We start from the raw sequence: 16660 nt of genomic DNA, 5'->3' as shown, positions 1-16660 counted from the left end.
GGGCGGCGGCCCCGGCCGCCCCACCTCGGCAAGGGGCGGAAAGGGCCTTGATCCAGATCAAGGCGCCTGGCCAGGGCGGTGGTTACCATCGGCGCATGCGAGCAAAATCGATCTTCGCCGTTCCTGCCTGCCTGCCCGATGCCGACCGCCAGCAGCGCCGCCACGCGCTGGTGCGCCTGTCGCTCGCCTGGCTGGCGATGATGCAGGTCATGATGTTCGCGTGGCCCGGCTACCTGCGGCACGACAGCATGCCCGCCGACGCCCTGGAAACGCTGGACTGGGCCATCGTGCTGATGAACTGGGCCAGCTTCGCGCTGACCATCCCCGTGGTGCTGTATTCGGCGTGGCCCATCTGGCGCCACGCGGGCGACAACCTGCGCCACGGCCGCGCCGGCATGGACGTGCCGGTGGCGCTTGGCATCGTCGCGGCCTTCATCCCCAGCGTGCACGCCACCTGGACGGGGCACGGCGAAGTCTATTTCGATTCCGTCACGATGTTCGTGGCCTTCTTGCTGACCGCCAGATATCTGGAACTCTGCGCGCGCCAGTCCTTCGGCGCGGCAGGCGGCCTGCGGCACCAGCGGGTCGAGGCCCAGCGCCTGGACCTGGGCGCCCGCGCCGACCGCCTGGCCTCGCGCTTCGTCCTGGCGCAGGTGGCGCTGGCGCTGGCAGCGGCTGCCGCGTGGGCCTACATCGATCCCGCGCACAGCATCCCGGTGATGGTGGCGCTGCTGGTCATGAGCTGCCCCTGCGCCATGTCGATGGCGGTGCCCACGGCCATGGCTTCGGCGCACTCGGCGCTGGCGGCGCACCCGTCCATGCCCGATGCCGCGCTGGACGAACTCTTGCGGCAAGCCCGCCACAAGGCCCGCCAGAACCTCTATGGATCGCTGGTCTGGCATCTGCTCATGACGCCGCTGGCGCTGGTGGGTTGGGTCACGCCGTGGCTGGCCGCCATCACCATGCTGGTCTCGTCGCTGGCGGTGGCCTATAACTCCTGGCGCCTGTGCCGCCGGGACTGGTCTGGCGAACTCTCGCCTTCCGGCGCGCTGGAAGCTGCGCAATGACCATCCTGTACCTGCTGCTGCCCCTGTCCCTGCTGTTCGTGCTGGCCATCGGCATATCGCTGTGGTGGGCCGTCTTCAACGGCCAGTACGACGACACCGACAACGCCGGCACGGCCATCCTGCGCGACGACGACAGCGGTCCCGCCAGCCGCGGCTGAAAGCCGCTGCGCATCGCGGTTCAGGTTCGGGCGACACGCCCGCCTCGACCGCAACATTCGCCCATCTTCTTGCAGTTCCGTTGCGGGGGCGCCGCGTTCCCCTGCGGGCCATCCAGTGCTTGATCCATATCAACGCCGACTTGTGTGACTAGTCCCATCATCTGAGCCTGGAGCTATTTGTTACTTTGGGGGAAGGGTGATGAACGATTGCGCCGCAATCGCAAGCAAGGCCGATACCTTCAACTACAAGATCGTGAGGCAGTTCGCGCTCATGACGGTGGTTTGGGGCATTGTCGGCATGGCTGTGGGCGTTTTTATCGCCGCGCAGCTGATTTGGCCTCAGTTGAATTTCGATACCGCATGGTTGAGCTACGGCCGCCTGCGCCCGCTGCACACCAACGCGGTGATCTTCGCCTTCGGTGGCAGCGCGCTGTTCACGACGTCTTACTACGTCGTCCAGCGCACCTGTCAGGCCCGCCTGTTCTGTGGCCCCTTGGCCGCCTTCACGTTCTGGGGCTGGCAGATCGTCATCGTCGCCGCCGCCATCACGCTGCCGATGGGATTCACCAGCAGCAAGGAATACGCGGAACTCGAATGGCCGATCGACATCCTGATCACGCTGGTCTGGGTCGCCTACGCCATCGTGTTCTTCGGCACGATCATCAAGCGCCGGTCCAAGCACATCTACGTGGCCAACTGGTTCTTCGGCTCGTACATCCTGACCATCGCCATCCTGCACATCTTCAACAACATCGAAATGCCGGTGTCGTTGTGGAAGTCATATTCGGCGTATTCCGGCGTCCAGGACGCCATGGTGCAGTGGTGGTACGGGCATAACGCGGTGGGCTTCTTCCTGACCACCAGCTTCCTGGGCATGATGTATTACTTCGTGCCCAAACAGGCCGGCCGCCCGATCTATTCGTACCGTCTGTCCATCGTCCACTTCTGGGCGCTGGCCTTCACGTACATGTGGGCGGGTCCGCACCACCTGCTGTATACGTCGCTGCCCGACTGGACCCAGTCGCTGGGCATGACGTTCTCGCTGATTCTGCTGGCGCCTTCCTGGGGCGGCATGATCAACGGCATCATGACCCTGCAGGGCGCCTGGTACAAGCTGCGCACCGATCCGATCCTGAAGTTCATGGTGACGGCGCTGTCGTTCTACGGCATGTCGACCTTCGAAGGCTCGATGATGTCGATCCGCACGGTCAACGCGCTGTCGCACTACACGGACTGGACCATCGGCCACGTGCACTCGGGCGCGCTGGGCTGGGTCGCCATGATTTCCTTCGGTTCCCTGTACTACCTGATCCCACGCCTGTACGGCCGCGAAAAGATGTACAGCGTGAAGGCAATCGAACTGCACTTCTGGATCGCGACCATCGGCGTGGTGCTGTACATCGCTGCCATGTGGATAGCCGGCGTGCAGCAGGGCCTGATGTGGCGCGATACCGCTTCCGACGGCACGCTGGTCTACAGCTTCGTCGAGGAACTGAAGACGCGCGTCCCCTACTACCTGATCCGCTTGCTGGGTGGCACGTTGTTCCTGTCTGGTGTGTTTGTCATGGCCTGGAACGTGTGGAAGACGGTGCGCGGCGCGCAACCGGTCAACCCCGCCATTCCGCTGGACGATCCCCACGCCGCTCGCCCGCCGGTCGTTGCGACCGCCGCGCCGGCTACTGTTTGACGAGGACATCATGGCCAACAAGAAACCTGGCTTCTTTTCTCACCAGACGCTTGAGAAGAACATCGGCTGGATGATCATCGCCAGCATCCTGGTGGTGTCCTTCGCGGGGCTGGTCCAGATCGTTCCGCTGTTCTTCCAGCACAGCACGACCCAGCCCGTTGCCGGCGTCGAGCCCTACAGCCCGTTGCGGCTGATGGGGCGCGACGTATACATCCGCGAAGGCTGCGTCGGCTGCCACTCGCAGCAAGTGCGCGTGCTGGCGGCGGAAGTGCAGCGCTACGGCTCGTACTCGACGGCGGCGGAATCGGTCTTCGACCATCCGTTCCTGTGGGGTTCCAAGCGCACCGGCCCGGACCTGGCGCGCGTGGGCGAGCGCTACTCCGACGACTGGCACCGCATCCACTTGCGCGACCCGCGCAAGGTAGTGCCCGAGTCGAACATGCCCGCCTATCCGTGGCTGGAAAAGACGGTTATTACCGGCCAGAACGTGGCCGAGCGCATGCGGGCCCTGCGCGCCCTGGGCGTGCCCTACACCGACGCCGACATCGCGGCCGCACCCAAGGCCATCGAGGGCAAGACGGAAGAGGACGCGCTGGTCGCCTACCTGCAGGAATTGGGCGTAGGCGTGCGCAAGGCCCAGGCCAAGCAGGCCGAGGACGCCCGGAAGGCCGAAGCGGCCAAGAAGGCGGCAGCGCCTACCGCGCAGTCCGCCGTGCAACCCGCCGCGCAAGCGGCCACGGGAGGCTGATCATGGTGGGCTACCTGAGCGCGATCGTCACCGCCATTTCGATGGCAACCTTTTTCGGCATCGTCTGGTGGGCCTGCTCGCGCGGCCGCCAGAGCGCCAACCGCGAATCGGCCATGCTGCCGTTCGCCCTGCCCGACGAGTTCGGCCAGGCACAACAAGATGGAGCGAATCGGTCATGAGCGATTTCGTTAATGGCTTCTGGGGGTATTTCATCTCGGTCGTCGCCGTGGGCGGCGTGGTCTGGTGCGTGTGGCTGCTGTACACGCAGCGCCGCTGGCTCACCAACAAGCCGGCCAACGGCCAGGTCGAAGACACCGGCCACGTCTGGGACGGCGACCTGACCGAGCTCAACAACCCGGTCCCCACGTGGTGGACCTGGATGTACCTGCTGGCGTGTGTGTTCGCGCTGGGCTACCTGTTCTTCATGCCTGGCCTGGGTTCGTACAAGGGCCAATTGGGCTACAGCAGCACGGAAGAAGTCGCGCGCCATCAGGCAAAGATGGCCGAGGCCGTGCGCCCGATCTACGCGCGCTTCGAGACCATGACCGTGCCGCAGGTGGCGCAGGATCCGGCCGCCCTGGAAATGGGCCAGCGCCTGTTCCTGAATACGTGCGCGCAATGCCACGGCTCTGATGCGAAGGGCGGCCCCAGCTTTCCGAACCTGACCGATGGCGACTGGCTGTATGGCGGTTCGCCCGAAACCATCATGGAGACCATCACCAAGGGCCGTCACGGCGTGATGCCGCCCTGGAAAGCGGCGATCGACGCCAAGACTGCCGGCGACATCGCCCAGTACGTGCGCTCGTTGTCGGGCTTGACGTCTGACGACATCCGCGTGTTCCGGGGCAAGCGCGAGTTCGCCAATTTCTGCGTGGCCTGTCACGGCGTGGACGGCAAGGGCAACCCGTTGCTGGGCGCGCCCAACCTGACGGACGACGTCTGGCTGTACGGCAGTTCGGAAGCCTCGATCGTCAAGACGATCCTGGACGGTCGCGACAACCGCATGCCGGCGCACGAGCACATCCTGAACCCCGAGCAGATCAAGGTGCTGACGGCGTGGGTGTGGGGCCTGTCGAACAACAAGCCGGCAGCCGCGGAGAAGGGCGCGGCGGCACCGGCCGCGCCGCTTGCGGCCAACGCGGCGAAGTAAGGCGAACAGCAGGGCTTAGGTGGGGGGCGCGTATCGCGGCCCCCACATCATTGGACTTACCGTACGGAGCAGCAAATGGAAGATGGGTCAACCGCAAGCGTCGGCACGCCGCCTGGCGGAGACCCGCCGCCCTGGCAACCGTATACGCGGCCGCCGCGTCCCGGCCAGGAAACGCTGGAGCAGACCCTGGCGGGTGTGCGCAGCAAGATCTATCCGCGATCCGTCAGTGGCATCTTCGCCCGCTGGCGTATCGCCTTCGTCTTTATTACCCAGCTGATCTTCTACGGGCTGCCCTGGCTGCAATGGAACGGTCGGCAGGCCGTGCTGTTCGACCTGGGCGCACGCAAGTTCTACCTGTTCGGTCTGGTGCTGTGGCCGCAGGACGTGGTGTACCTGGCCGTGCTGCTGGTGATCTCGGCGCTGGCGCTGTTCCTCTTCACCGCCGTGGCGGGCCGGCTGTTCTGCGGCTACGCCTGTCCGCAAACGGTCTACACCGAAATCTTCATGTGGATCGAGCGCAAGGTCGAAGGCGACCGCATCGCGCGCATCCGCCTGGACGAATCCCCATGGACCTGGCGCAAGGCTCGCCTGAAGATCACCAAGCACTTCTTGTGGATCGCGCTGGCCTGGTGGACGGGGTCCACCTTCATCGGCTATTTCGCGCCGATCCGCGAACTGGGCCATGAACTGTTCGCCTTGCAGCTGGGGCCGTGGCAATGGTTCTGGATGCTGTTCTACGGTTTCGCTACCTGGGGCAACGCCGGTTTCATGCGCGAGTCCGTGTGCAAATACATGTGCCCCTACGCCCGCTTCCAGAGCGTGATGGTGGACCCCGACACCTTTGTCGTTACCTACGACAAGCGTCGCGGCGACCCGCGGGGCGGACGTTCGCGCAAGGTGGACCACAAGGCCGCCGGCCTGGGTGACTGCGTGGATTGCAGTTTGTGCGTGCAGGTCTGCCCCACCGGCATCGATATCCGGGACGGCCTGCAGTACATGTGCATCGGCTGCGGCGCCTGTATCGATGCGTGCGAACAGGTCATGGACAAGATGCAGTATGAACCCGGCCTGATCCGCTACACGTCGGACCGCGCCATGCAGGATGGCCTGTCCGTCAAAAGCGCGCGTTCGCATCTGCTGCGCCCGCGCGTGCTGATCTACGGCACGCTGATCCTGATCATGGCAGTGGCGTTCGTGGCGTCGCTGGCAATGCGCAACCCCTTGCGGGTGGACGTCATCCGCGACCGCGGCGCGCTGGGCCGGGAAGTGGGGGGTGGCCAGATCGAGAACGTCTACCGCCTGCAGATCATCAACACGTCGGACACCGCCATGCGCCTGCGCCTGTCGGCAGACGGCATGCCGGGACTGGCTGTGATGACGGGCCAGCAGGGGTCGGATGTGGTTGAAGTGGAACCCGCCGCCAACAAGCTGGTTCCGATGGTGATCCGGGCGCCCGCCGGCGCCACGCCCGGCGCGCATGCCATCACGCTGCGCGCGCGCGGCCATGACGGCGAAAACCATCCGATCGAAACCGACGAACCCGCCAGCTTCTACGTGCCCGATTGAATACGTAAAGGACGAACCTCATGACCCTCGCACAATCCGCTCCGCCGCCCAAGCCCTGGTACTACGAACCGTGGCCCTGGATCCTGATGGCTGGCCCGTTCGCGGCCATGATCGGGTGCTTCATCACGATCTACTTCGCCTACAGCAACTTCATGCACGAGCCGATCCTGGAAGGCGTGGTCAAGCGCGGCCTGGTGATCGAGCAGGCCGCGCCCAAGACCGGCGAAGCCGCGGGCGCCGCGCGCGCCAATCCCTGATGGGAGGACACAAATGGGCTTGCGTTCATTGATGTGGATACTGTGGCCGTCGTTCCTGGCGGCTGCGGCGGGCAGCGCCCTGATCTTCGCGCTGATCGATCCGTTGGACGTGGCGATCTTTGGGCACGTGCCCACGGGGCGCATGGGCTTCTACACGGTGTCGTTCTTCGTGTTGTGGGTGATGGCCGGCTTGTCCAGCACGCTGACGGCCTACCTGATGCCGAAAGCGGCCGAGGAAGACCCGCTGTAATCCCTCGGCCTCCCTGTGGAACGGGAGGAGGGGGGAAAGACGTGGGCTGAGAGGTAGGGGCCCGCCAATCTGGCGGGCGCCGCGTCAGACTTTCTTGACGAACTCCGACTTCAGGCTCATCTGGCCGAAGCCGTCGATCTTGCAATCGATGTCGTGGTCGCTGTCGACCAGGCGGATGCCTTTGACCTTGGTGCCCATCTTGATCACCCCGCCGGACCCCTTGAGTTTCAGGTCCTTGATGACGGTGATGGTGTCGCCGTCCTGCAGGACGTTGCCGGCTGAATCGCGGTAGACGCGGGCGTCGTCGTCCGAGGGCGTGGCGTCCTGCGCCGACCATTCATGCGCACATTCCGGGCAGACGTAGCCGCCGCCATCCTCGTAGGTGAATTCGGATTGGCATTTCGGACAGGCAGGCAATGCACTCACGGGTGTACCTCAGGTGAAACGCGCGAATTGCGCAATGCTCGATTGTACTTCTCGCAGACTCTATTTTTGCCCTAACAGGCGCCTATCTTCACGCATTTTCATGCAGTAAGTCGACAAAGTGCTGCCCCGCCGCGCTTAAGGGGCGGTCGCGCGGCACGATGCTGCCGAACGCCGCCAGCGACTGCCGGATCTGGTAGGGCAGGATCGCCAGCAGGCCATGCCGGGCATACCGGCTGGCGACCGATTCCGGAATCACGCCCAGCATTTGCGACTTCATTGCCAGGTTGGTGGTGGTCAGGATGGAGGCGGACTCGATCAACCCGGGCGGCAAGGCCGTGTTGTGGGATCGGAACTCATGTTCGATCACGTCCCGCATCGGGCTGCCTTGCGGCTGCAGGATCCAGGGATAGGCCTGCATCGCGTCGAAAGCGACACGCCGCTTGCGGGCCAGCGGATGATCCACCGCCGCGATGACGGACAAGGCCTCGTCGCCGATCGGGCGGAACAGGTAGTTGCGGTCCGACAGGGTCAGCATGCGGCCAATCACCACATCCAGCTTGCCCTCGTTCAACTGCGCGATCAGCAGGTCGCTGGTGCCGGTGGAAATTTCCACGGCCAACAGCGGATACGTCTGTTTCAGCCGCAGCAGCGCATCGGTCAGATGGCCAGGCGAGGCCGCCATGATGCTGCCGATGAAGAGCTTGCCGGCGCTGCCCAGCCGCAGTTCATCCAATTCGCGGGCCAGCGACGACACCGTTCCGCGCATGCCGCGGAAATGCCCCATGACGCACTCGCCCGCGGGTGTCAGCGCCAGGCCGCGGCCCACGCGCTCGAACAGCGGCTGGCCCAGCGCCAATTCCAGCTCGTGCAGCATCTTGCTGGCGGCGGATTGGGTCATGTTCAGTTGCTGCGCGGCCGCGCGCAGGGTGCCGCGGTCGTCGATGGCAAGCAGCAGCACGACCTGCCGCATGCGCAGCCTGGCCAACAGGGCAGGGACATTCAGGTTGCGTTCCATGATTGATCGCCTCAGGTGAACGATTGGTGCGAAAGTTTCATTTTACGGAAACGGAGCTTCTCCCTAAGATGCATTCACAACAAATTGCCCGTCAGCGGCAAAGAATTCATCAAGGAGACAACCATGAAGATCCGCGTATTGGCCGCGATGGCGGCGGGCGCCCTGTGCCTGTCCGTCATGGCCCCCGGCCCCGCGCACGCCCAGGCGCAACCGGCCGATTGGCCCACCAAACCGCTGCGCCTGCTGGTCGGGTCGGCGCCCGGCGGCGGCACCGACGCCATGGCACGCGCCGTGGCCGACAAGCTGGGGCCCATGCTCAAGCAGACGGTCGTGGTCGAGAACAAGCCCGGCGCGTCCAACACGCTGGCGGCGGATCTGGCCGCGAAGTCGGCGGACAGCCACACCATGGTGATGGGCGTGTCGACGGCCCACGCGATTGCGCCCCATCTGCTGAAGCTGGGCTACGACAATGACCGCGACCTGACGCCCGTGGTGTTCGTGGGCGCGGTGCCCAACATCCTGGTCGTCAACAACCAGGTGCCCGCGAAATCGGTGCAGGAATTGATCGCGCTGCTCAAAAGCAAGCCGGGCGAATACAACTTCGCCAGCAGCGGCTCCGGCAGTACCCAGCACATCGCGGCGGAGCTGTTCAAGGACGCTACCGGCGTGCAGATGACGCACATCCCGTACCGCGGCAGCGGTCCGGCCATGGTGGACCTGATGGGCGGTCAGGTGCAGATCGCCTTCGAGACCGCGTCGTCCGTCATCCCCCACATCAAAAGCGGCAAAGTGCGCGCGCTGGCCGTGCTGAGCGCCCGGCGCAACGCCCAATTGCCGGATGTGCCGACGATGACCGAGGCCGGCGTGCCCGGCGTCGAGATGAGCGCCTGGTACGGCATTTACATGCCCAGCGCCACGCCCGCCGCCATCCAGAAACGCATCCATGACGACGTCAACCAGATCCTGGCGCTGCCTGAAACGCAGACCCGCCTGTTGGCGATCGGCGCGGACATCACCCCGATGAGCCAGGAACAGTTCGCGCAGTTTCACAAGACCGAGAACCAGCGTTACGCCGGCATCATCAAGAAGAACAACATTTCCGTGGAATGAGCCCAGCATGAACCCGCAACCGCAACCCGTTATTGCCCTGACCCTGGGCGACCCCGCCGGCATCGGCGCCGAACTGATCGCCCGCCTGCTTGCCAAGCCAGAGGCCTGCCAGCGCGCCAACATCGTGCTGGTGGGCGATGCCTGGCTATGGCGCGAAGGCCAGCGCGTGGCGGGCGTTCAGGTGGCGACCCAGGCGGTGGACAGCATCGAGGCGGTGCGCAACCGGCCGGATACCCGCCTGCCGGCGTGGCTGGAGATGGATACGATCCGGCCCGATCAGGTCACCGTGGGCCAGCCCCAGGCGGCGGGCGGCGCGTCGGTGCTGCGCGTGCTGGATGTTTGCATGGATGCGGCGCGCGCCGGGCATGTGGATGCAATCTGTTTTGCGCCGTTGAACAAGTTCGCCATGAAGCTGGGCGGCTTGAAGCACGACGACGAACTGCACCACTTCGCGCAGTACCTGGGCGTCACCGGCTACTTCTGTGAATTCAACACGCTGGGCGAGCTGTGGACGTCGCGGGTGTCCTCGCATATTCCGCTGAAGGACGCCGCAGCGGCGCTCAGCATCGACGGCATCAAGGCGGCCACGCGGCTGATCTACCGGTCGCTCGAGGCCAACGGCATCACCGCGCCACGCGTGGCGGTGGCCGCCTTCAATCCGCACGGCGGCGACGGCGGCACGTGCGGCCGCGAAGAGGTCGACATTATCGCGCCCGCCGTGCGCCAGCTGAACGAGGAGGGGCTGCCCGTGCAGGGACCGTTCCCCGCCGACACCATCTTCCTGAGAGCGCAGGCCGGCGAGTTCCAGGCGATCGTCACCATGTACCACGACCAGGGGCAGATCGCGATCAAGCTGCTGGGCTTCGCGCGCGGGGTGACGGTGCAGGGCGGCCTGCCGATCCCCATCACCACGCCTGCGCACGGCACGGCTTACGACATCGCGGGCCAGGGCCGCGCCAATGTGGAGGCCACCTGGCAAGCCTTCCAGATCGCCTGCCGCATGGGCGTATCGCACCGTTTCCCGTCTTCCAAGTAGGAACCCGACATGAAGATCAAATCCGTCCGCGCCCGTGTTTTCGAATGGACCGGCAAGACCGTGCCGCCCCAGGGCAACTTCTGCTCCAACGCCATGGACCTGCTGTATTCCAAGCAGGAAACCATGAGCACGTTCCGCTTCCACGGCTGGACCGTCGTCGAAGTGGAAACCGATGACGGCATCGTGGGCCTGGGCAATGTGGCGCTGGCCCCGCGCGTGGCCAAGGCCATCATCGACCAGTACCTGGCGCCGCTGGTCGTGGGGCAGGACCCGTGGGACTACGAATACCTGTGGCAGCGCATGTACCGGGCCACGCACGCCTGGGGCCGCAAGGGCGTGACGATGGCGGCAATATCGGGCATCGATCTCGCCATCTGGGACATCCTGGGCAAGTCGGTGAACAAGCCTGTCTTCAAGCTGCTGGGTGGCCGCACCAAGGAGAAGATCCCCGTCTACTACTCCAAGCTGTACCGCACCGACCTGAAGGCGATGCAGGACGAGGCGCAGACCTATCTGGACCAGGGGTTCACCGCGTTCAAGATGCGCTTCGGTTACGGGCCGGCGCATCTGCAGAAGGGCGTGGTCGAGAACCTGAAGTCGGTCGAGGCCGTGCGCGAAGTCATCGGGTACGACACGGACCTGATGCTGGAATGCTATATGGGCTGGAACCTGGAATACGCCAAGCGCATTCTGCCCAAGCTTGAGAAGTTCGAGCCCCGCTGGCTGGAAGAGCCCGTCATCGCCGATGATGTCGACGGCTACGCCGAACTGAACCAGCTGACGTCGATCCCGATCTCGGGCGGCGAGCACGAGTTCTCGCTTTATGGGTTCAAGCAGCTGCTGGACAGGAAGGCGGTGTCGGTCGTGCAGTACGACACGAACCGCGTGGGCGGCATTACGGCGGCGCACAAGATCAATGCGCTGTGCGAGGCCTACAGCGTGCCGGTCATCCCGCACGCCGGCCAGATGCACAACTACCACCTCACCATGAGCACGCTGGCCTCGCCCATGAGTGAGTATTTCCCGATGTTCGACGTGGAAGTCGGCAATGAGCTGTTCTACTACATCTTCGACGGCGAGCCGGTGGCCAAAGAGGGCTTCATCGACCTGGACGACAATAAGCCGGGCCTGGGGCTGACGCTGAAGACCGAGTATCTGAACGATTTCAACATCATCGAATAGGCCCGCGGATGACAACGACCCCTACGAACCCCACGCCGCGCTACCGCGGCATCTTCCCGGTGGTGCCCACCCCGTTTACCGAGGCGGGCGAACTGGACCTGCCCAGCCAGAAGCGGGCGGTGGACTTCATGATCGACTCGGGGGTGGACGGCCTGTGCATACTGGCGAACTTCTCCGAACAGTTCGTGCTGTCGGACGAAGAACGCGAGGTGCTCACGCGGACCATCCTGGAACACGTGGGGGGCCGCGTGCCCGTCATCGTCACGACCACGCACTTCAGCACCCAGGTATGCGCGGCGCGCAGCCGGCGCGCGCAGGACCAGGGCGCGGCCATGCTGATGATCATGCCGCCCTACCATGGGGCGACGATCCGCGTGCCCGAAGCGCAGGTCGAGGCCTTCTTCCAGCAGGTGTCGGACGCGGTGGACATTCCCATCATGATCCAGGACGCGCCGGTGGCGGGCACGCCGTTGTCCGCCGCGCTGCTGGCCAAGATGGCGCGCGAGATCCGGCAGGTGTCGTACTTCAAGATCGAAACCGCGGGCGCGGCTTCCAAGTTGCGCGACCTGATCGCGCTGGGCGGGGCGGCGGTGGAGGGGCCCTGGGACGGTGAGGAGGCCATCACGCTGCTGCCCGACCTGGACGCGGGCGCCACCGGATCCATGACGGGCGGCGGCTTTGCCGACGGCATCCGCCCCATTATCGAGGCACACCGCGCGGGCCGCCGCGATGAGGCCTACCGCCTGTACGAGCGCTGGCTGCCGCTGATCAACTACGAAAACCGGCAGGGCGGCATCCTCACCGCCAAAGCGCTGATGAAGGCCGGCGGCGTGATCGATTGCGAGGCGCCCCGGCATCCGTTCCCGCCCATGCGCCCCGAGGTCCGCCAGGGCCTCTTGGACACCGCCCGCCGCTTGGACCCCCTGGTGCTGCGCTGGGGGCGTTAATCCCTGAAACGGGAACACTGCGTTCCGCCACGCCGAACAAGCTGTAACGGCGTGGCGGGTAAAATCTCCGGCTATCGATCACGTCGGGGGCTCGTGTGCAGCCGGTTATATCAGTTCAGGGCTTATCCAAACGATACGCTTCAGGGTTCCAGGCGCTCAAGAGCGTCAACCTGGAAATTCAGCGCGGTGAGATCTTCGCCTTGCTTGGGCCGAACGGCGCGGGCAAGACGACATTGATCAGCATCATCTGCGGCATCGTCAATCCCAGCGATGGCCGCGTACTGGCCGACGGCCACGACATCGTGTCGGACTTCCGCGCCGCGCGCTCCAAGATCGGCCTGGTGCCGCAAGAGATTTCCACCGACGCGTTCGAAAGCGTCTGGAACACCGTCACGTTCAGTCGTGGCCTCTTTGGCAAGCCGGCCAACCCCGCCTATATCGAAAAGGTGCTGCGCGACCTGTCCTTGTGGGACAAGAAGGACAGCCGCATCATGGCGTTGTCCGGGGGCATGAAGCGCCGCGTCATGATCGCCAAGGCGCTGTCGCACGAACCGGCCATCCTGTTCCTGGACGAGCCCACCGCGGGCGTGGACGTGGAGCTGCGCCGCGGCATGTGGGAAATGGTGCGGCGCCTGCGTGAAAGCGGCGTCACCATCATCCTGACCACGCATTACATTGAAGAAGCGCAGGAAATGGCCGACCGCATCGGCGTGATCCGCAAGGGCGAGATCATCCTGGTCGAAGAAAAGGACGCGCTGATGGCCAAGCTGGGCAAGCGTCAGCTGAGCCTGACCTTGAAAGCGCCGTTGCCGGGCATCCCGACCGCGCTGGACGCCTATCAGCTGGACTTGTCCAGCGATGGCTACAAGCTGGTCTACACCTACGACAACCAGGGCGGCGGCCAGATTTCCCAGCTGCTGCACGACCTGAGCCGGCTCCAGATCGAATTCACGGACCTGAATTCATCGGAAAGCTCGCTTGAGGATATCTTTGTCAGCCTGGTACACGGTCAATCATGAACTTCTACGCCATCCGCGCTATCTACCTGTTTGAAATGGCCCGGGCCTGGCGCACGCTGATGCAAAGCGTGTTGTCGCCGGTTATCTCCACGTCGCTGTACTTCGTGGTGTTCGGTTCGGCCATCGGTTCGCACATGGTCGAGATCGACGGGGTCAGCTACGGCGCGTTCATCGTGCCGGGCATGATCATGCTGTCGCTCTTGACGCAAAGCATCGCCAACGCGTCCTTCGGCATCTACATGCCGCGGTTCTCGGGCACCATCTACGAAATCCATTCGGCGCCCATCTCGTATGTGGAGATCGTCATGGGCTACGTGGGGGCCGCCGCCAGCAAGTCCATCATCCTGGGGCTGATCATGCTGGCCACGGCGCGCCTGTTCGTGTCGTTCGAGGTCGCGCACCCGATCTGGATGCTGGGCTTCCTGGTGCTGACGGCTGTCACGTTCAGCCTGTTCGGCTTCATCATCGGCGTGTGGGCCGATGGCTTCGAGAAGCTGCAGATCATCCCGCTGATGATCATCACGCCGCTGACCTTCCTGGGCGGCACCTTCTATTCCATCAAGATGCTGCCGCCGTTCTGGCAGACCGCCACCTTGTTCAACCCGGTGGTCTACCTGGTCAGCGGCTTCCGCTGGGCGTTCTACGGTGTGTCGGATGTCAGCGTGGGTGTCAGCGTCGGTATGACGCTGGTGTTCCTCGTGGCCTGCCTGATCGGCGTACGCTGGATCTTCAAGACGGGTTACCGGCTGAAGACCTGATCAGCCAGCGGCTACCGGCGCGCGGCGGGCCATGCCGTCAAAGGCATCAAGCAGCCGTTCGCGCCAGGCATGGACGGGGTCGTCTTCGGCCAGCAGCACGAGCGGGCTGGTGCAGCGGGCCCACATGAACATGCCGAACACCGCGTAGTCGGCATAGCCAGGCTGGCTGCCCGCCAGGTAGGGCTGCTTGGCGAGCGTCAGCCGCAGCGGCAGCAGCGCCGCCCGCAACGCCGCGATCTGGTCGGCGTAACCCGCAGGCAGGTCTTCCAGCTTGCCGAAGCGCTTTTCGCGCGATGCGCGGAAGTAGTCCACGTCTTTCTCATGGATCAGGCCGTGGATGGCGGGCAGCAGCAGGCGCGCCAGGACCGGCACCAGCGTGGTATCCGCCCAGGCGTTCGTGAACAGGGTGACGGCGCGCCCGCCCGCGCCGCCAAACAATGACGGCCGCTCGGGAAACGTGTCTTCCAGATAGCAGGCGATCTGCCACGAATCGCTGACGACATGGGTGTCGTGCACCAGCACGGGAACAAGCTTCTGGCCGGAAAAGTCGATCGCTTCCTTTTCGGTGAAGCGCCAGGGCACGGTCTTGGCGGACAGGCCCTTGTGGGCCAGCGCCATGTGCGTTTTCCAGCAATGCGGGCTGAAGCGTAGCGACGCGTCGGCGCCGGCCAAATCGTACAGGGTGAGATCCGGGTTCAAGATGCCGCGCTCCTTGGACGTGCCAGTGGATAAGGACGGCAGTCAGGATAACGCGTCCGGCGCGTTGCGGCGCGCAAGAAAAAGCGCCACGTGCCCGAAGACGCGTGGCGCAGGCCGGACAATCCCCGGTCCGGCCCTGGGTTACTTCGGCGCGCCCTGGCTCATGTTCATGACCCGCTGCTTCAACTGCGGGTCCTGCTGCACGGCCTGGCCGATGCCATTGAATTCTTCGACGGTCAGTCCGTCCGCACGCACCAGCTGCACCATCTTGGCGTCCGCTTCCTGCACCACCTTCTGCTTGGCGTCGTCCGACTTCGCGGCGTCGACCTTGGGGCGGTATTCGTCGACCACGCCGGACACCTTCTGCGATGCCGATGCGAAGCGTTGCAGCTGCTGGTCGGTGGGTTGCGAAATGGCGGGGGCCATCTGCGGTTGAGCCGGCGGCTGGCTGGCGTTCTGCGCCAGGGCGGGGGCACCGGACAGCGCCGTCGTCAGAATGGCGGCGGATAGGAATGCGTAAGTGGAACGCTGCATGAAACCTCCTTGTTCCGGTTGAATGTCCGACCATGATGACGACGGGACGTGCCGTGGGACAAGTTTCGCGATGTGTTTTCCTGTGTCGGCAGGCCACGAGATCCAGGCGCGCTGCGGGAGGGCGGTCCCAGGGGCGGCGGCGGAAACGTTTTGCGCGGTTTCGTAGTCGCTGCTGGTCGCGATGTGTCTTTAGGTTTGTGCGTTGCAGCGCGGTTCGCGTGCCGAACGGTCAGATCAGCACCATGCTCAGCATCACCAGCGCCAGCAGCAGGACGTAGACGCGGGCGTGCAAGCGGTCGGGAATGCGGGGAATCAACGGCGCGGCCAGCCGGATGCCTGCCAGCGAACCCAGGGCCAATGCCGCGAAAGCCAGCAGATCGACATAGCCGACGATCCACGGCGCGAGCGCGGCCGGCAGGCCGCGCGCCGCCGCCATGTACGCAAGCGTGCCCACGATGGCCACCGGCAGCGTCAGCGGGTTGGCCATTGCCGCCGCCTTGGCCATGGGCAGGCCGCGCCGGCGCAGCAAGGGCACGGTCATCACGCTGCCGCCCACCCCCAGGAAGGTGGCGATGGCGCCGATGACCACGCCGCCGCCCACCACGACGCCCTGTCCCAAGGGCTGCGGCGCCTGCGTGTCATGCTGCTGCGCCAGGAAACCTTGGCGCAGCAGGCAGTCCAGGATCGTCACACCCAGGTAGGCGATGAAGATCCAGCGCACCAGGTCGCCGCTGGCGCGGGTCGCGGCCCACGCGCCCAGCAGGGCGCCCACGGCGATAAAGCCGGCCAGCGGCCAGACGTAGGCGCGCACGATGTTGCCGGCGCGCTGATGCTTGCGCGTTGCGGCGATGGAATTCACGATCATGACGCAGGTGGACGTCGCTACCGCGATATGCATGGCGGATTGGCCGATGGCGTCGCCCGCGCCGTGCGTAGCGGTGAGCACGCCGTACAGCACCGGCACCACGACAAAGCCGCCGCCGAAACCGAACAGGACCGTGGTGACGCCGCTTACGCAGCCGAACAAAGCCAGTACGAGATAAAGCATGCC

General features: G+C 64.9%; 20 protein-coding genes. 15 read left to right on the top strand and 5 right to left on the bottom strand.

Going from position 1 to position 16660, the window contains the following annotated elements; all coding sequences use genetic code 11:
• The first annotated feature begins 95 nt into the window (after nucleotides 1–95).
• From AC27VE_RS14260 to AC27VE_RS14220, 9 genes are all read left to right on the top strand, one after another.
• The gene (locus AC27VE_RS14260; protein ID WP_315135670.1) at nucleotides 96–1067 is read left to right on the top strand and encodes a P-type ATPase actuator domain-containing protein; all 972 of its coding nucleotides are present in this window, start codon (nucleotides 96–98) and stop codon (nucleotides 1065–1067) included.
• Nucleotides 1064–1225 (top strand): cbb3-type cytochrome oxidase assembly protein CcoS, encoded by a 162-nt coding sequence (ccoS, locus tag AC27VE_RS14255; RefSeq protein WP_006225694.1) that lies wholly within the window; start codon nucleotides 1064–1066, stop codon nucleotides 1223–1225. Before AC27VE_RS14260 ends, ccoS begins: the two co-directional genes overlap by 4 nt.
• 199 nt (nucleotides 1226–1424) lie before the next feature.
• A complete protein-coding gene (gene ccoN / locus AC27VE_RS14250; RefSeq protein WP_006225695.1) occupies nucleotides 1425–2912 on the top strand; it encodes a cytochrome-c oxidase, cbb3-type subunit I in 1488 nt (495 codons plus the stop codon).
• Between the two features lie 10 nt (nucleotides 2913–2922).
• Entirely contained in the window at nucleotides 2923–3660 is a 738-nt protein-coding gene (gene ccoO / locus AC27VE_RS14245) for a cytochrome-c oxidase, cbb3-type subunit II (protein WP_088588970.1), read from the top strand.
• A gap of 2 nt (nucleotides 3661–3662) precedes the next feature.
• Entirely contained in the window at nucleotides 3663–3839 is a 177-nt protein-coding gene (locus AC27VE_RS14240; RefSeq protein ID WP_006225697.1) for a cbb3-type cytochrome oxidase subunit 3, read from the top strand.
• On the top strand, nucleotides 3836–4810 hold the full coding sequence (ccoP, locus tag AC27VE_RS14235; protein WP_315135480.1) for a cytochrome-c oxidase, cbb3-type subunit III: 975 nt from the start codon (nucleotides 3836–3838) through the stop codon (nucleotides 4808–4810). Before AC27VE_RS14240 ends, ccoP begins: the two co-directional genes overlap by 4 nt.
• A 75-nt stretch (nucleotides 4811–4885) precedes the next feature.
• A complete protein-coding gene (gene ccoG, locus AC27VE_RS14230) occupies nucleotides 4886–6376 on the top strand; it encodes a cytochrome c oxidase accessory protein CcoG (RefSeq protein ID WP_488704226.1) in 1491 nt (496 codons plus the stop codon).
• A 20-nt stretch (nucleotides 6377–6396) separates the two neighbouring features.
• Entirely contained in the window at nucleotides 6397–6633 is a 237-nt protein-coding gene (locus AC27VE_RS14225; protein ID WP_488704225.1) for a FixH family protein, read from the top strand.
• 13 nt (nucleotides 6634–6646) lie between these two features.
• Nucleotides 6647–6883, top strand: a complete 237-nt coding sequence (locus tag AC27VE_RS14220; RefSeq protein WP_006225701.1) for a hypothetical protein — start codon at nucleotides 6647–6649, stop codon at nucleotides 6881–6883.
• 84 nt (nucleotides 6884–6967) lie between these two features.
• Here AC27VE_RS14220 and AC27VE_RS14215 read toward each other — a convergent pair whose 3' ends face one another.
• Entirely contained in the window at nucleotides 6968–7309 is a 342-nt protein-coding gene (locus AC27VE_RS14215; RefSeq protein ID WP_169270931.1) for a zinc ribbon domain-containing protein YjdM, read from the bottom strand.
• Nucleotides 7310–7397: 88 nt separating this feature from the next.
• Complete coding sequence (locus AC27VE_RS14210) at nucleotides 7398–8324, bottom strand: LysR family transcriptional regulator (RefSeq protein WP_006225703.1); 927 nt, start codon at nucleotides 8322–8324, stop codon at nucleotides 7398–7400.
• Nucleotides 8325–8447: 123 nt separating this feature from the next.
• Here AC27VE_RS14210 and AC27VE_RS14205 point away from each other — a divergent pair, with 123 nt between their 5' ends.
• The 6 genes from AC27VE_RS14205 (at nucleotide 8448) to AC27VE_RS14180 (ending at nucleotide 14376) form a co-directional block, all read left to right on the top strand.
• A complete protein-coding gene (locus AC27VE_RS14205) occupies nucleotides 8448–9434 on the top strand; it encodes a Bug family tripartite tricarboxylate transporter substrate binding protein (protein WP_488704224.1) in 987 nt (328 codons plus the stop codon).
• 7 nt (nucleotides 9435–9441) lie between these two features.
• A complete protein-coding gene (locus AC27VE_RS14200) occupies nucleotides 9442–10470 on the top strand; it encodes a 4-hydroxythreonine-4-phosphate dehydrogenase PdxA (RefSeq protein WP_488704223.1) in 1029 nt (342 codons plus the stop codon).
• 9 nt (nucleotides 10471–10479) lie between these two features.
• Nucleotides 10480–11652 (top strand): L-rhamnonate dehydratase, encoded by a 1173-nt coding sequence (locus tag AC27VE_RS14195; RefSeq protein WP_006225706.1) that lies wholly within the window; start codon nucleotides 10480–10482, stop codon nucleotides 11650–11652.
• 8 nt (nucleotides 11653–11660) lie between these two features.
• Nucleotides 11661–12599 (top strand): dihydrodipicolinate synthase family protein, encoded by a 939-nt coding sequence (locus AC27VE_RS14190; RefSeq protein ID WP_488704222.1) that lies wholly within the window; start codon nucleotides 11661–11663, stop codon nucleotides 12597–12599.
• 95 nt (nucleotides 12600–12694) lie between these two features.
• Nucleotides 12695–13618 (top strand): ABC transporter ATP-binding protein, encoded by a 924-nt coding sequence (locus AC27VE_RS14185; RefSeq protein ID WP_006225708.1) that lies wholly within the window; start codon nucleotides 12695–12697, stop codon nucleotides 13616–13618.
• Complete coding sequence (locus AC27VE_RS14180; RefSeq protein WP_006225709.1) at nucleotides 13615–14376, top strand: ABC transporter permease; 762 nt, start codon at nucleotides 13615–13617, stop codon at nucleotides 14374–14376. Before AC27VE_RS14185 ends, AC27VE_RS14180 begins: the two co-directional genes overlap by 4 nt.
• On the opposite strand, the gene AC27VE_RS14175 is transcribed toward AC27VE_RS14180, so the two are convergent.
• The 3 genes from AC27VE_RS14175 to AC27VE_RS14165 form a co-directional block, all read right to left on the bottom strand.
• Complete coding sequence (locus AC27VE_RS14175) at nucleotides 14377–15075, bottom strand: glutathione S-transferase family protein (protein ID WP_488704221.1); 699 nt, start codon at nucleotides 15073–15075, stop codon at nucleotides 14377–14379.
• A 141-nt stretch (nucleotides 15076–15216) separates the two neighbouring features.
• Complete coding sequence (locus AC27VE_RS14170; protein WP_006225712.1) at nucleotides 15217–15609, bottom strand: DUF4168 domain-containing protein; 393 nt, start codon at nucleotides 15607–15609, stop codon at nucleotides 15217–15219.
• A 229-nt stretch (nucleotides 15610–15838) separates the two neighbouring features.
• A complete protein-coding gene (locus AC27VE_RS14165) occupies nucleotides 15839–16657 on the bottom strand; it encodes a sulfite exporter TauE/SafE family protein (RefSeq protein WP_488704220.1) in 819 nt (272 codons plus the stop codon).
• Between the last annotated feature and the right edge of the window lie 3 nt (nucleotides 16658–16660).

This window comes from Achromobacter sp. 18P8.1.1, from assembly GCF_057799415.1.
This window is presented reverse-complemented; position numbering and strand designations above follow the sequence as displayed.